The sequence below is a fragment of the Pseudomonas sp. JL3 genome (assembly GCF_031570575.1).
Taxonomy (GTDB): domain Bacteria; phylum Pseudomonadota; class Gammaproteobacteria; order Pseudomonadales; family Pseudomonadaceae; genus Aquipseudomonas; species Aquipseudomonas cucumis.
Genome location: NZ_JAKWJK010000030.1, coordinates 18992 through 33327, shown reverse-complemented (window position 1 = coordinate 33327; position 14336 = coordinate 18992). Strand labels below are relative to the sequence as shown.

Annotated in this window: 11 protein-coding genes, 1 tRNA gene and 1 pseudogene; 9 read left to right on the top strand and 4 right to left on the bottom strand. The window is 60.3% G+C overall.

The annotated features are described in order from the left end of the window. Positions 1-115: 115 nt before the first annotated feature. A tRNA-Thr gene (locus tag MMG91_RS28015) sits at positions 116-191 on the top strand. 9 nt (positions 192-200) lie between these two features. On the opposite strand, the gene MMG91_RS28010 is transcribed toward MMG91_RS28015, so the two are convergent. Next, on the bottom strand, positions 201-746 hold the full coding sequence (locus tag MMG91_RS28010) for a hypothetical protein (RefSeq protein WP_310661362.1): 546 nt from the start codon (positions 744-746) through the stop codon (positions 201-203). A gap of 284 nt (positions 747-1030) precedes the next feature. Here MMG91_RS28010 and MMG91_RS28005 point away from each other — a divergent pair, with 284 nt between their 5' ends. Beyond that, positions 1031-1336: a DUF6388 family protein gene (locus MMG91_RS28005; protein WP_310661361.1), complete on the top strand. Its 306-nt coding sequence runs from the start codon at positions 1031-1033 to the stop codon at positions 1334-1336. Between the two features lie 51 nt (positions 1337-1387). Here the strand turns inward: MMG91_RS28005 and nadC are convergent, their stop codons facing one another. Then, on the bottom strand, positions 1388-2236 hold the full coding sequence (nadC, locus tag MMG91_RS28000) for a carboxylating nicotinate-nucleotide diphosphorylase (RefSeq protein ID WP_237885463.1): 849 nt from the start codon (positions 2234-2236) through the stop codon (positions 1388-1390). A 266-nt stretch (positions 2237-2502) separates the two neighbouring features. On the opposite strand from nadC, the gene MMG91_RS27995 reads away from it, so the two are divergent. From MMG91_RS27995 to MMG91_RS29090, 5 genes and pseudogenes are all read left to right on the top strand, one after another. Then, on the top strand, positions 2503-4710 hold the full coding sequence (locus tag MMG91_RS27995; protein WP_310661360.1) for a DUF1631 domain-containing protein: 2208 nt from the start codon (positions 2503-2505) through the stop codon (positions 4708-4710). A 64-nt stretch (positions 4711-4774) separates the two neighbouring features. Continuing rightward, positions 4775-5344, top strand: coding sequence for a 1,6-anhydro-N-acetylmuramyl-L-alanine amidase AmpD (gene ampD, locus MMG91_RS27990; RefSeq protein ID WP_305448155.1), 570 nt, complete (start codon positions 4775-4777; stop codon positions 5342-5344). Between the two features lie 2 nt (positions 5345-5346). Beyond that, positions 5347-6183, top strand: coding sequence for a regulatory signaling modulator protein AmpE (ampE, locus tag MMG91_RS27985; RefSeq protein ID WP_310661359.1), 837 nt, complete (start codon positions 5347-5349; stop codon positions 6181-6183). Positions 6184-6390: 207 nt separating this feature from the next. After that, a pseudogene (locus tag MMG91_RS29095) lies at positions 6391-7530 on the top strand (HAMP domain-containing protein); the annotation flags it as partial. A gap of 144 nt (positions 7531-7674) precedes the next feature. Beyond that, the gene (locus tag MMG91_RS29090; protein WP_405046568.1) at positions 7675-8388 is read left to right on the top strand and encodes a methyl-accepting chemotaxis protein; all 714 of its coding nucleotides are present in this window, start codon (positions 7675-7677) and stop codon (positions 8386-8388) included. A 63-nt stretch (positions 8389-8451) separates the two neighbouring features. Here the strand turns inward: MMG91_RS29090 and MMG91_RS27975 are convergent, their stop codons facing one another. Together MMG91_RS27975 and cra are read right to left on the bottom strand one after the other, a co-directional pair. Continuing rightward, positions 8452-9228, bottom strand: coding sequence for a TatD family hydrolase (locus MMG91_RS27975; protein ID WP_310661357.1), 777 nt, complete (start codon positions 9226-9228; stop codon positions 8452-8454). A 3-nt stretch (positions 9229-9231) separates the two neighbouring features. After that, entirely contained in the window at positions 9232-10227 is a 996-nt protein-coding gene (cra, locus tag MMG91_RS27970) for a catabolite repressor/activator (RefSeq protein ID WP_310661356.1), read from the bottom strand. 301 nt (positions 10228-10528) lie between these two features. On the opposite strand from cra, the gene ptsP reads away from it, so the two are divergent. Then, entirely contained in the window at positions 10529-13390 is a 2862-nt protein-coding gene (gene ptsP / locus MMG91_RS27965) for a phosphoenolpyruvate--protein phosphotransferase (RefSeq protein WP_310661355.1), read from the top strand. After that, positions 13390-14331: a 1-phosphofructokinase gene (gene pfkB, locus MMG91_RS27960; protein ID WP_310661354.1), complete on the top strand. Its 942-nt coding sequence runs from the start codon at positions 13390-13392 to the stop codon at positions 14329-14331. The genes ptsP and pfkB overlap by 1 nt, the downstream gene beginning before the upstream one ends. The last annotated feature ends 5 nt before the right edge of the window (positions 14332-14336 follow it).

The following is a 14336-nucleotide window of genomic DNA, read 5'->3' as shown; positions in this document are numbered from 1 at the left end:
ATAATCAGTATTGCAAAAATGGGGGTGACCATAGATTTTTTTTGTGCAGAGAGATCAAAAAATCGCAGTGCACCAAGTTGCCGGACCCCGAAGCCAGTGCTAGGTTTAGCCCACAGCCCGTGTAGCTCAGCCGGTAGAGCAGCGCACTCGTAACGCGAAGGTCGCAGGTTCGATTCCTGTCTCGGGCACCATTCTCTTCTTCATTTCACCTTTCTGCTCAGCTCCTCGACGGTGCGCTTGAGCTGATCCATCGCGCGATCCTGATCGCTGATCTCCCGTTTGAGACTGGAGATTTCGCTGTTGCTCGAGCTTGAGCTGGAGCCGTTGTTGCGTTTTAGCTCTTCCACTTGCTTGCCAAGGTTGTTCAGATCGCGCTCCTGCTCATTGACCGTGCGCTTGAGATCGTCAATCTCCTTGCTGCTGGAGCTTGAGCTGGAACCGCTGTTACGTTTGAGTTCTTCGATCTGACGGGCCTGCTCGCCGATAGTGCGCTTCTGGCTTTCCAGTTCGGTGGCATTGGCCTTCACGGTTTTTTGCAGGCTTTCCAGATCATCGATGCTGACGCTGGTTCTGACGAGTGTGTCCTTGCCGAATGAATTGTGGAGGGCGGAGATTTTGTCGGAGTACAACGCAGGGTCAGAGGTGACTTCGACAGCCGCTTGAGCAGCGCTGGTCACTGTCAGGCTACCGAGCAGCAGGGTAGCGGTGGCAAGCTGGGTAGACAAAAGCTGCGAAAAACTGCGCATCGCTGGAGTTCCTTGTGAAGTGCTGATGTGGCACATCGCTATGACTTGGGATTTCGACTTATGTTCCCAAGGCTTCTTGCATGTGGCTTTTTATGTAAAGACCCGTGTAATTCATCGACAAAACGTCCTATATTCGTTGTCTGCATGAGCATCGCCCAGCAGTTTTCAGATGATCCCGAATGGTTCTGAAGGCCAGGCAAACCGGGCTTCCAACGGTTTTTTGCGTCAGAGAGATCCTTGATGATCCAGATCCATCTTCCATTCCCCAGATCAGCGAGAACGCCATGACCGTTAAAGAATTGACCCAAGAAGCCAGACACGAAGAAGCGCTGAAAAAGTACGTGCTGGACGCGCCCGAGTTGCTGGAAGAGATCAAGGACTTGCCCGCCGACGATCAGAAAGACCAGATCCAGTGGGCATTCGAGGATGAGGCGGAAGCTCAGGGCTTGCAGCCGTGGGAGCTGACGCTTAAGTACACGACTACCCCGGAAGAGTTCGAGGTCGAGCGCTTGAAGCTGCACAAGGAAGCGGCCGAGGTATTGGGCGTCGAGTGGGAAGAGTACTGCGAGATGAACAATCTGGTGGTCTGAAAAAAATGCCAGCCTTTATCAGGCTGGCATTTTTTATTATCAAAGGCGTGATCAGAGACTCAGTCGCATCGACAGGTCCACAGCCTTCACATCCTTGGTCATTGCACCAATCGAAATATAATCCACTCCGGTTTCGGCGATTGGCAGCAGCGTGCTTTCGTTGATGCCGCCGCTGGCCTCCAGTTTTGCCTTGCCGGCGTTCAAGCGCACGGCTTCGCGCATGTCATCCAGGCTCAGTTCATCGAGCATGATGATGTCGGCGCCCGCCGCCAGTGCTTCCTTCAGTTCCGCCAGGTTTTCCACTTCGATCTCCACCGGTTTGCCCGGGGCGATCTTGTGCGCGGCGTTGATGGCTTCAGGAATGCCACCGCAGGCGGCGATATGGTTTTCCTTGATCAGGAAGGCGTCATACAGGCCGATGCGGTGGTTATGGCAACCGCCGCAGGTCACGGCGTATTTCTGGGCCAGGCGCAGCCCCGGCAGGGTTTTGCGGGTGTCGAGCAACTTCACCTGGGTCTCGGCGACAAAATCGGCCAGGTACTGCGCGCGAGTGGCCACGCCGGACAGCATTTGCAAAAAATTCAGTGCGCTGCGTTCGCCCGTCAGCAGCGAGCGCGCCGGGCCTTCGAGATGGAATAGCACCTGATTGGGTTTCACCCGTTCGCCGTCGCGCACCTGCCAATGAACGGCAACCCGCGGGTCCAATTGCCGGAACACCGCATCCACCCACGCGGTGCCAGCAATGACAGCCGCATCGCGGGTGATGATGGTGGCTTTGGCCAGGCGTTCGGCCGGGATCAGTTGCGCGGTGATGTCGCCGCTGCCGATGTCCTCGAGCAACGCACGGCGCACGTTGGCTTCGATTTCGGCGGTCAAATCGGCGAGACGTAGATTCGGCATAACGGGCTCCACAAACAAAGTGGCCCGATTATAGGGCCATGCTGCGAGGCAACCCAAGGCATCAACGGTCATCGGGTTACCCGTAAACCTGCATTTGGTCGATTCGCACGAGACTCGGCGCTAAGCAAGGAGCACTCATGAACGTCTATTCCTTGGTGAAGCGCAGAGTCTGCTGGCACAAGGAAGGTCTTTTGTCGATAATCCGCCTTGCATTTGACGTCATGGCTTTGACGTGAACCGAAGAATCACCGTTTCAGGAGGCTTGGATGCACAACGACGGGAATGTAGTGCCTTTGCACAAGGCGGCTACCGACCAGGCGACTCACTCGCCGCTCGCCCGCCTGCCCGTGATTCTGCTTCAGGTTCGCGACAAGGCCGCTCAACAGCTCAAGCAAGGTTTGCAGGAGCTGTTCGATAACGCCGACGACACCCTGTTTGAAATGGCTGACCGGGCCCGAAACAACGTCGAGCAAAACATCTTCTTCGAAGCCATGCGCGATTTGCGCCTCAAGCGCAAAAGCATCGAACGTGGTTTTATGGAGCAATTTTTCGAGGCCTTCGTCAGCCTCGCGCAGTGCGACATTTCCCAGGCTGCCTTGCCCCGGGCATTGGTTTTCGATGCTTCGGCGGCGATGCCCAGCGACGACATGGAACGCAACGTGGCGGTGGAGGCCATGGTCGGCAAAGTGTTGAACCGTGACGGTTTCGCCCTCGACCAGCTCACCGCTCGACTCAGCACACTGCTGAGCAAGACGCTGGTCGAACAGCACAACCCCCTGGGGCCGACGCTGCTCTGCGAGTATTTCTTGCAGGCCGGGCGCAATCTGGGCATGGAGATCAAGGTCAAGCTGATCATCCTCAAGTTGTTCGAACGCTATGTGCTCAGCAATGCTGATCAGCTCTACGCCGAAGCCAATCAACTGCTGATCGCCACCGGCGTGCTGCCGGACCTCAAGCCCGCCCCGGCGCGGCGTGCCACCGATCGGGCGGCTGCGAGCGTTCGTGCTGACTCCGCCGAAACAGGCGTGCGGACTGCTAATACGCAGATTGACGATGGCGTGCAGGAAGTCTTCGCCGCATTGCAGGAGTTGCTGTTCCATGTGCGTGGCAGCGTCGCGCCGACCCTGGAAGTCAGTGCCCAGACCCAGCCCATTTCAACCCGCGACCTGCTGCGCCTGCTCTCGCATTTGCAGCAATACGTGCCGGCGCTGGCGGCTCAGGACGACTTCGATCTGCGTAACCAGCTCGAACAACTGCTGACACGGGTCAGTGTCAAAAGCGGCAAGTCGCGCGTGGTGGGGGTGGCCGACGAAGACGTGATCAACCTGATCGCCATGCTCTTCGAATGCATCCTCGATGACCGCAACCTGCCGGACTCCCTCAAGGCGCTGATCGGCCGTTTGCAGATTCCGATGCTCAAGGTCGCGGTGCTCGACAAGAGCTTTTTCAGCCGCAGCAGCCATCCCGCCCGGCGTTTGCTCAACGAAATCGCCGCTGCGGCCATGGGCTGGGGCGAATGCGATGACCATGAGCGCGACAGCCTGTACCTGCGCATCGAGCAAGTGGTGCAGCGTTTGCTGAATGACTTTGTCGATGACCCGGCGATCTTTTCCGAATTGCTGGCGGATTTTCTCGCCTTCACCAGTGACGAACGCCGTCGCAGCGAATTACTCGAGCAACGCACCCGTGACGCCGAAGAAGGCCGTGCCAAGACCGATCTGGCCCGTCAGCGCGTCGAGCAGGCGCTGAATCAGGCGTTGATCGGCAAGGTGCTGCCGCACAGCGTGGTGGCGTTTGTCCAGGAGGCCTGGAGCAAAGTGCTGTTGCTGACCTGCCTCAAGCACGGTGATCAGTCCGCCGAATGGCATGCCGATGTGCAGACCATGGCGCAACTGATCTGGAGCGTGCAGCGCCATGATGAAACCGACGCGAGCCTGCGCTTGTTGTCGCTGGTGCCGGGGTTGCTCAAGTCGTTGCGCGATGGGTTGAACAGCTCGGCATTCGACCCGTTCGCCACCGGCGAGTTTTTCAGCGAGCTGGAAGTTTTGCACCTTCAGTTGTTCGAACACCCGGGCCCGAAAAGCATGCCTGTTAACGGGCCGATGATGGTCGAAGTACAGCAGGAAATCGTGCTTCGCACCGCTGACGAAGGCCCGGTCGAAACGGCATCGATGCGTTTGCCGGAGGATGATGTCGCTCTGCTTCAGGTCGATCAGCTGCGCCTGGGCTGCTGGGTCGAGTTTCAGGAGGATGAGGACAACACCCTGCGCTGCAAGCTGGCGGCGATCATCGAAGCCACCGGCAAGTACATCTTCGTCAACCGTACCGGGATGAAAGTGCTGGAGCACAGTCGTACCAGCCTGGCCCTGGAATTCCGGCGTGGCGCGGTGCGAGCGCTGGACGACACCTTGCTGTTCGACCGGGCGCTGGAGTCGGTGCTGGGCAATCTGCGGCGTCTCAATCGCGGCAAGTGATCGCGCGCCGAGGGTCTATCGCGGCATACTGGGCACCAACACAGTCGTCGTTGAAGGAACCGGTATGCAGTTGGACCCCGCGAGCGGTTGGTGTCAGGGCGTGCGTTTATGCCCCTCACCCAACTTCAATGCGCGCCCCGAGGGCGAAATTTCCCTGCTGGTGATCCACAACATCAGCCTGCCGCCAGCGCAGTTTCTGACCGGCAAGGTGCAGGAGTTTTTCCAGAATCGTCTGGATGTCACGGAACATCCCTACTTTGCAGGGATCGCCGACCTGCGGGTGTCTGCGCATTTTCTGATTGAACGTGACGGCACTGTCACTCAGTTTGTCTCTTGTCTAGAGCGCGCCTGGCACGCTGGCGTCTCGTGTTTCGAAGGACGGGAAACCTGTAACGATTTTTCCGTGGGCATCGAGCTCGAAGGCACGGATGATCTGCCGTTCACCGACGCCCAATATCAAGCGTTGACGATCCTGACGCGACAGCTGCAAAGCGCCTTCACGGGCATCACCGCACAACGCATCTGCGGGCATAGCGACATTGCACCCGGGCGCAAGACTGATCCGGGACCGGCATTTGACTGGGCACGCTATCGCGCGGCTCTGGCAAACGCTGCTCTGGAAGAAAAGGAGTAACAATGAGTTTTCTGGTGCTGCTGTTGGCGGTGTGGATCGAGAAGTTCTCGGCCTTGCGCCATCGGGTTCAACGTGATGGCGGTTGGGTGCGCGAGCTGCACAAGCTTGAGGCCAGCCCACGCATGACAAACAGTCCGTGGCTGATACTGGTGGTGCTGGTGTTGTTGCCGGTGGCGCTGCTGGGTTTGCTGTTGCTGGTGCTGGACCCGGTGGCCTACGGCTTGCTGGCGTTGCCGGTGCACCTGCTGGTGGTGATTTACAGTCTGGGCCGTGGTGATCTGCTGGCCGACCTCGGGCCGTTCCGCGATGCCTGGCGCCGGGAAGACCTGCAAGCCGCCGCGCATGTGGCCAAACGTGACCTGAATATTTGCGCTGACAGCGGCGAGCAACTGCTGGAGCGAGTTGAAGGGCATCTGTTGTGGCAGGCCTATCAGAGCTTTTTTGCGGTGATCTTCTGGTACTTCCTGCTGGGCCCGGTTGCAGCGTTGAGCTATCGACTGCTGGCGCTGGCCGAGGAACACGGGCAGAACCCGGCCGTGGTCGAGCGAGCGGCACAGCTGCGTCATGCGTTCGATTGGGTACCGGTGCGACTGCTGGCGGCGAGTTTTGCGCTGGTCGGCAACTTTGTCGCGGTCGGCCGGGTGATGCTGCACGAGCTGCTGAACTGGAACATCAACGCCGCCCAACTGATCGAGAAGGTCGGGTTGGTGGCCGGTGAAATTCCGGCACCGGTGGTCGGGCCGGACGGCATCAACAGCCTCGACCGGATCTGGGAACTGCTGCTGCGCGCGGCGGTGCTTTGGTATGCCGGGTTTGCGTTGTGGACTGTTTTGTCCTGATTTCTGCTTTGAATCGAAAAGATCGCAGCCCTGTAGCAGGCTGCGTGTCTGTCGTTAACCTTAAGTTACAAAACCCCCCGCCGATTTAGGCTATACAGAGATAGCGCCGATAGTGGCTATCTGCTGTCTCTGCGCGCCTGCCATAAAAATAAGAATTCAAAGGGAGACTTCACAGTGAAGAGCTTGCTCTATCCCGCCGTCGCGCTGATGAACCGCCTGAGTTTCGGCATGAAGTTCAGCCTGATCAGCGTGCTGTTCCTCGTGCCGATGCTGGTGACCAACTTCTATCTGGTGCGCGATTCCTATCGCGAATTCCAGGGCACCCGGGTCGAGCTGCAGAGCCTTGACCTGCTGGGCAGCGGCCTGAGCCTGCGCCGGGATCTGGAAACCCTGAACAACCTGGTGCAGATCAACGTTACCCTTGGCCAGTCCGGCAAGGCGGGTCATGTCGAGTCGAATATCAGCGCCCTGGAGCAAAGCGTTCTGACCCGTTTGCAAGGGCTGGCGGCGATGACCACTGATCCGGAGCAAATCACCTTTTTCGATGGCAAGCGCGATGAAATGATTGCCGCGTTCAAGACCCAGCAAGCGGAAACCTCCCTGCAAAGCAAAAGTGCGCTGATCGGCAAGTTGCTCGGCAACGCGCAGATTTTCAGCCAGATCATTGCCAGCCAGGCCGGCCTGAGCCGCGACAGCCAGAGCGACATGCGTCAACTGAGCGAGCTCATTACCAACGTCACGCCAGCCGTCACCCAGACGCTCGGTGAAGGCCGCGCGATGGGTTCTTACTCATTGGGGCAGGGCTTTCTCAATTCGGCGTCGAGCACCCGATTCGATGAGTTGCTGGCGCAGATCGAAAAGCTTCAGGCCGAATACGGTCTGAAATTGCAGGATGCTCTGGGCTCCAGTAAAGCGGCGCACGAAACCCTGGCCGCTCAGGCCGAAAGCAGCAAGGCCTCCCTGAAAAAAGCCAGTGAACTGTTCGAAGAACAGGTGGTGATGGCTGACACCCTCGATGCACCGTGGCAGGCCTTTTACGATCAGGTCACGGGCCTGATCGACCAGACCTACCAACTCAACGAGGCCACCCTGAAGTTTCTCGGTACCCAGTTGCAACAGCGTCTGGAGCAGCATCGCACCCACATGATCTTGCAGGTAGTGGCATTGGCCGTGGTGTTTGTGTTGATTTTTTACCTCTACGGCGGTTTCTACGCCTCGACCCGCACCACCCTCAAGCGTCTTGGCGCGGTGATGGACAAGGTGGCGGCCGGGGACATGACCGTGACTTTCAGCGCCAACAGCCGCGATGAACTGGGCGAGTTGGGCGAGGTGTTCACCAGCACCGTGAAGAAAATCCATGACCTGATCGAGCGCGTGGGCCAGACCGTCAGTGAAGTCGAGCGCCAGGCCGGCCAGGTCGAAAACGTGTCCGCCCAGAGCAATCAGGCAGTGGCGGGGCAGCGTACGCAGATCGAGCAGGTCGCCACCGCGATGAACCAGATGTCAGCCACGTCTCTGGAAGTGGCGCGCAGTGCCGCGGCGGCCGTCAGCAGCGCCCACAGCGTCAACGACGAGACCATCAGCGGGCGCGGACTGGTTGAGTCCCAGCAGGGCAGCATCGCTGCACTGGCCAGTGAGATCGATCAGTCGGTGCAGGTGATCAATCAACTGGCCAGCGACAGCCAGTCCATCAGCCGTGTGCTGGAAGTGATCAAAAGCATTGCCGAGCAGACCAACCTGCTGGCCCTCAACGCGGCCATCGAAGCCGCGCGCGCAGGCGAACAGGGCCGTGGTTTTGCGGTGGTGGCGGATGAGGTCCGGACCCTGGCCAAGCGCACCCAGCAATCGACCGAAGAAATCGAGCAGATGATCGCCAAGCTGCACAGCGGTGTCGGGGCGGCGGTCAAGGCGATGGGCACCAGCCATCAGATGGCCAACGGCACGGTCGGGCAGTCGGAAAAGGTCCAGCAGGCGCTGGAAAACATCCTCGGCGCCGTCGGCATGATCGTCGACCAGAATCAGCAAATCGCCGCTGCGGTAGAGCAGCAGACCGCGGTGGCTCACGACATCGACCAGAATATCGTCGAGATCAACCGTGCCGGTGAGCGTACTGCCGACGGGGCGCACCAGACTGAAAATGCCAGCCGGGCGTTGTCGGCGCAGGTGATGGAGCTCAAACAATTGATCAGCGCGTTCCGGGTTTAAGCATGATCGTTCCCACGCGGAGCGTGGGAACGATCAGAGCAGATCAATGTGGGAATCAGTGGATTACCAGTTGAACAGCTCACAGGCATTCGCGGTGCTGGCGGCAGCCAATTGTTCAGGGCTGATCGCCATGATGGCGGCCAGTGCCTCGCAAATCGCCGGCAAATGGGCCGGGCTGTTGCGTTGACCGGGGAACATGGCGGGGGCCATGTCCGGTGAGTCGGTTTCCAGCACCACCGATTCAAGGGGCAAACCGGCGAGCACACGGTGCATGCGCAGGGCCTGAGGCCAGGTCGCGGCGCCGCCGAGGCCGAGTTTGAAACCGAGCTTGATGTATTCGCGGGCCTCTTCCTGGCTACCGGCGAAAGCATGAATGATTCCCGCCCGTTTCAAGCGAAACCGTTTGAGCGTGGCAATCACCGCCGCGTGGCTGCGTCGTACGTGAATCAATGCTGGAAGGTTGAAGTCCGCCGCCAGTTGCAGTTGGGCGTCGAACAGCGCTTGCTGGCGTTCACGATCCAGGGTTTCGATGAAGTAATCCAGGCCGATCTCGCCCACCGCGCATAGCTGGCGATGGCCCGCCAATCGACTCAGCCAGTCACCGAGTCCGGTCAGATCTTCAGGGCGATGGTCATTCAGATACACCGGGTGCAAACCGAACGCCGCGTGCAGATCGGGATCGCTTTGCACCAGGTCCCAAACCCGCTGCCAATTGGCCTGATAAACCCCCAGCACCACCATCCGCCGTACGCCGAGGGTGCGGCTTTCGGCCAGCAGCGCCTGACGATCCGCGTCGAAATCCGGGAAATCCAGATGAGTGTGGGTGTCGATCAGTTCCACGGCTCAGTCCTGATGAATACGCTGCTTGAAGGTCCGCGCGATGGCCTGCACGCCGGGTTGGTAATCGGCCTGTTCGATGGCCGCCAACGCCAGTTGCAACGCCTTGTCGGCGATCAGTTGATGCTGCTGGGACATGGCGTTGACTGGCAGCGGCAGGAAGTCCAGCAGCTGCGTATCACCGAAGGTGCCCAGGCGCAGCGGGCGGTTTTTCAGCGGGAAGTCGTGCAAGGCATCGAACACACCCTGAAGCAACACGTAGGAGGTGGTCACCAGCGCATCCGGCAAATGGCCCAGGCGCTGCAGCAACTCTTCCATCAATTGTTTACCGCACTCACGGCTGAACGACTCGCCGTGCTCGATCAGCGCCTCACCTTTGAAGCCGTTCAGCGCTTCCTTGAAGCCTGCCGCCCGTTCCTGGCTGATACTCAATTCGGGACGGGCACCGATCAGCGCGATCTGCTTGGGCAACGGGTCCAGCAGGCTGCGGGTCAGGTGCAGGCTGGCTTCGCGGTCGTCGCTGATCACCGAGCAGAAGTGTTCAGGCTCCATTACCCGGTCGATGGCGATGATCGGAATGCCTTTGGCCTGCAACTGCCGATAACTATCGTCGCCGGCCGGCAGGCAACTGGCGACGATCAGCGCATCGCAGCGGCGGGCGCGGAACAGTTGCAGCAATTGCCGCTCGCTGTCCGGCGCATCGTCGGAACTGGCGATCAGTAGCTGATAACCGCGAGCCCGGGCGCCTTGTTCCAGCAGTTTGGCGATGCGCGCATAACTGGGGTTTTCCAGGTCCGGCAGAATGAAGCCCAGGGTGCGAGTGTGCCGACTGCGCAGCCCGGCGGCCTGGGGGTTAGGTGTGAAGCCATGTTGCTCGACCACCGCCCGCACGCGCTCGACGGTGGCGCTGCTGATGCGTTGCTGTTCGGCCTTGCCGTTGATGACATAACTGGCGGTGGTCACGGAGACGCCGGCCAACTGTGCAATATCACTGAGTTTCAACCCGGTATTCCTTGTTTTTTCGAGCGTGTCGCCACATTTTCGCCAATCCTACCCGATTCAGGCAGGAGACCATTGTCGCAGCCCGTCCGACAATTGGACTTCAAGGATGAGACATTATCGAGTAACGTGCCTAACATTCTAGATTAAACGTTTCAGCAGGCGTATTTTCTACGTTATAGGTCGCTTTGGTCGGTTCTGCCGCGAAACCGCCAAAACTACCCCTGAAAAGGCGCTCCCAAGGGCCTAAGCTGAATCAATCAAAACAATACCTGGCGTCATATGGCGCCAAAAAGGAGAAAGCATGCTCGAGCTCACCATAGAGCAGATATCCATGGGCCAGACGGCTGTGGATAAAGCCACCGCCTTGCAATTACTCGCTGACCGACTCGTGACCGATGGCCTGGTGGCCGACGGTTACCTTGCGGGCTTGCAGGCCCGGGAAGCCCAGGGCTCGACCTTTCTCGGCCAAGGTATTGCCATCCCCCACGGCACCCCGGAAACCCGCGATCAGGTATTTGCCACGGGCGTGCGGCTGATGCAGTTTCCTGACGGCGTGGACTGGGGCGATGGCCAGATCGTTTATCTGGCCATCGGTATCGCCGCCAAATCCGATGAACACCTGCGCCTGCTGCAACTGCTGACCCGTGCTCTCGGCGAAACCGATCTGGGCCAGGCCCTGCGCCGCGCCAGTTCCGCCGAAGCTTTGTTGAAACTGCTGCAAGGCGCGCCACAAGAATTGGCGCTGGACGCACAGATGATCGGCCTCGGTGTGCCCGCCGATGATTTCGAAGAACTGGTATGGCGCGGTGCTCGTCTGCTGCGACAGGCCGATTGCGTGAGCGGCGGTTTCGCTGGCGTCTTGCAGCAAGTCGACGCACTGCCGCTGGGCGATGGCCTGTGGTGGCTGCACAGCGAACAAACGGTGAAGCGTCCTGGCCTAGCTTTCGTCACTCCGGACAAACCCGTGCGCTACCTCGGTCAGCCGTTGAGCGGTCTGTTCTGCCTAGCCAGCCTCGGTGAAGCCCATCAGGCGTTGCTCGAACGTCTTTGCGCGTTGCTGATCGAAGGCCGTGGTCATGAATTGGGCCGCGCCACCAGCAGCCGCGCGGTGCTGGAAGTCCTCGGCGGTGAAGTGCCGGCGGATTGGCCGAGCGCACGCATTGCACTGGCCAACGCCCACGGTTTGCATGCGCGTCCGGCGAAGATCCTCGCGCAACTGGCGAAAAGTTTTGAAGGCGAGATCCGTGTGCGCATCGTCGACGGCCACGACAGTGCGGTGTCGGTGAAGAGTTTGAGCAAGCTGCTCAGCCTCGGCGCCCGTCGTGGTCAGGTGCTGGAATTCATCGCAGAACCGACCATTGCCGCCGACGCCTTGCCGGCCCTGCTGGCGGCCATCGAAGAAGGCCTCGGTGAAGAAATCGAGCCGCTGCCTGTCGTGAGCCAACAGCGCGAAGTGCTCGCCGAGGTTGCCGAAGTGCTGCTCGCGCCGGCGTCCGGCAGCCTGATTCAGGCAATTGCCGCAGCACCAGGGATCGCTATTGGCCCGGCCCATGTTCAAGTGCTGCAAGTCATCGATTACCCGTTGCGCGGCGAGTCTGCTGCCATCGAGCGTGACCGTCTCAAGCAAGCACTGGCGGATGTGCGTCGCGACATCGAAGGCCTGATCGAGCGCAGCAAGGCCAAGGCGATTCGCGAGATTTTCATTACCCATCAGGAAATGCTCGACGACCCGGAACTGACCGACGAAGTCGACACCCGTCTCAAGCAAGGCGAAAGCGCCGAAGCGGCATGGATGACGGTGATCGAAGCCGCCGCCAAACAACAGGAGTCGCTGCAGGACGCGTTGCTCGCCGAACGTGCCGCCGACTTGCGCGACATTGGCCGTCGGGTACTGGCGCAATTGAGTGGCGTCGAAACACCAGCCGAACCGGAGCAGCCGTACATTCTGGTGATGGACGAAGTCGGTCCGTCCGACGTGGCGCGCCTTGATCCGGCCCGCGTCGCCGGCATTCTCACCGCTCGCGGTGGTGCCACCGCCCACAGCGCGATTGTCGCTCGAGCCCTGGGTATTCCGGCGCTGGTGGGCGCCGGCGCCGCCGTGTTGCTGCTGAAACCGGGCACGCCGCTGTTGATCGATGGTCAACGCGGTCGCCTGCACGTGGACGCCGATGCCGCGACCCTGCGGCGCGCCACGGAAGAACGCGACACCCGCGAATTGCGCCTGAAAGCCGCCGCTGAACAACGCCATCAACCGGCGCTGACCACCGACGGTCACGCGGTGGAAGTGTTCGCCAATATCGGTGAAAGCGCCGGCGTCACCAGTGCGGTGGAGCAGGGTGCCGAAGGCATTGGCCTGCTGCGCACCGAGCTGATTTTCATGGCCCACTCCCAAGCGCCGGACGAGGCGACTCAGGAAGTCGAATACCGTCGCGTACTCGATGGTCTTGCCGGTCGGCCGCTGGTGGTGCGCACCCTCGATGTCGGTGGCGACAAACCGCTGCCGTACTGGCCAATCGCGAAAGAAGAAAACCCGTTCCTCGGCGTGCGTGGCATTCGCTTGACCCTGCAACGTCCGCAGGTCATGGAAGCGCAGCTGCGCGCCTTGCTGCGTGCGGCGGACAACCGTCCACTGCGAATCATGTTCCCGATGGTCGGCAGCGTCGATGAGTGGCGTCAGGCTCGGGACATGACCGAACGCCTGCGCCTGGAAATCCCGGTTGCGGACCTGCAACTGGGGATCATGATCGAAGTTCCGTCGGCCGCTTTGCTGGCGCCAGTGCTGGCAAAGGAAGTGGATTTCTTCAGTGTTGGCACCAACGACCTGACGCAATACACCCTGGCCATCGACCGTGGTCATCCGACTTTGTCGGCCCAGGCTGACGGCTTGCATCCGGCGGTGCTGCAACTGATCGACATCACCGTGCGTGCGGCTCATGCTCATGGCAAGTGGGTCGGCGTGTGCGGTGAACTGGCGGCCGATCCGCTGGCGGTGCCGGTGCTGGTGGGCCTGGGTGTGGATGAGTTGAGCGTGTCGGGCCGCAGCATTGCCGAGGTCAAGGCGCGCATTCGTGAACTCAGCCTGACCCAGACTCAAACCCTTGCCCAACAGGCCCTGGCCGTGGGCAGCGCGAACGAAGTCCGCGCATTAGTGGAGGCCCTGTAATGGCCAAGATCTTAACCTTGACCCTTAACCCGGCGCTGGACCTCACCGTTCAATTGCCGCTACTTACCCCCGGTCAGGTCAATCGCAGCGACGAAATGCACACCCACGCCGCCGGTAAAGGGGTGAACGTAGCGCAGGTGCTGGCGGACCTCGGGCATCAGCTGACCGTCAGCGGTTTTCTCGGGGAAGACAACCTTCAGGCGTTCGAAACCCTGTTTGCCAAACGCGGTTTTACCGACGCGTTTGTCCGTGTCCCTGGCGAGACCCGCAGCAACATCAAACTGGCGGAAAGCGATGGGCGCATCACCGACATCAACGGCCCGGGGCCGAGGGTCAGTGAGGCGGCGCAGCAGGCTTTGCTCGATCGTCTCGACCAGATTGCTCCAGGGCATGACGCAGTCGTCGTGGCCGGCAGTTTGCCCCGTGGCGTGAATCCTCAGTGGCTGCGGGAGTTGATCCAGCGCTTGAAAAAACGCGGTTTGAAAGTAGCGCTCGATACCAGCGGTGAAGCCTTGCGTGCTGGCCTGTCGGCCGGCCCATGGCTGATCAAACCCAACACCGAAGAGCTGGCTGAAGCACTGGATTGCGAGGTGGTTTCCGTGACCGCCCAAGCCGAGGCCGCGAGCCATTTGCATGCGCATGGCATCGAACACGTGGTGATTTCCGACGGTGCCGACGGGGTGAACTGGTTCAGTGTCGGCTCGGCCATGCACGCCACGCCGCCCAAGGTCAGCGTGATCAGCACCGTCGGCGCGGGGGATTCGTTGCTGGCGGGCATGCTGCACGGTTTGCTCAGTGCCGATACGCCTGAACAAACCTTGCGCACCGCCACCGCGATTGCCGCCATGGCCGTTACCCAGATCGGTTTTGGTATCGGCGACGCTGCGCAACTGGCGCAGCTCGAACAGGGCGTGCGCCTGCGCCCCCTGACAGAACAATAAGAGGG

What these genes read in the sequence shown, in the direction of transcription:
- ampD (WP_305448155.1), top strand. Translation starts at nt 4,775, where the DNA reads ATGCAGTTGGACCCCGCGAGCGGTTGGTGTCAGGGCGTGCGTTTATGC.
- ptsP (WP_310661355.1), top strand. Translation starts at nt 10,529, where the DNA reads ATGCTCGAGCTCACCATAGAGCAGATATCCATGGGCCAGACGGCTGTG.
- MMG91_RS28005 (WP_310661361.1), top strand. Translation starts at nt 1,031, where the DNA reads ATGACCGTTAAAGAATTGACCCAAGAAGCCAGACACGAAGAAGCGCTG.
- MMG91_RS29090 (WP_405046568.1), top strand. Translation starts at nt 7,675, where the DNA reads ATGAACCAGATGTCAGCCACGTCTCTGGAAGTGGCGCGCAGTGCCGCG.
- pfkB (WP_310661354.1), top strand. Translation starts at nt 13,390, where the DNA reads ATGGCCAAGATCTTAACCTTGACCCTTAACCCGGCGCTGGACCTCACC.
- MMG91_RS27995 (WP_310661360.1), top strand. Translation starts at nt 2,503, where the DNA reads ATGCACAACGACGGGAATGTAGTGCCTTTGCACAAGGCGGCTACCGAC.
- nadC (WP_237885463.1), bottom strand. Translation starts at nt 2,236, where the DNA reads ATGCCGAATCTACGTCTCGCCGATTTGACCGCCGAAATCGAAGCCAAC.
- ampE (WP_310661359.1), top strand. Translation starts at nt 5,347, where the DNA reads ATGAGTTTTCTGGTGCTGCTGTTGGCGGTGTGGATCGAGAAGTTCTCG.
- MMG91_RS28010 (WP_310661362.1), bottom strand. Translation starts at nt 746, where the DNA reads ATGCGCAGTTTTTCGCAGCTTTTGTCTACCCAGCTTGCCACCGCTACC.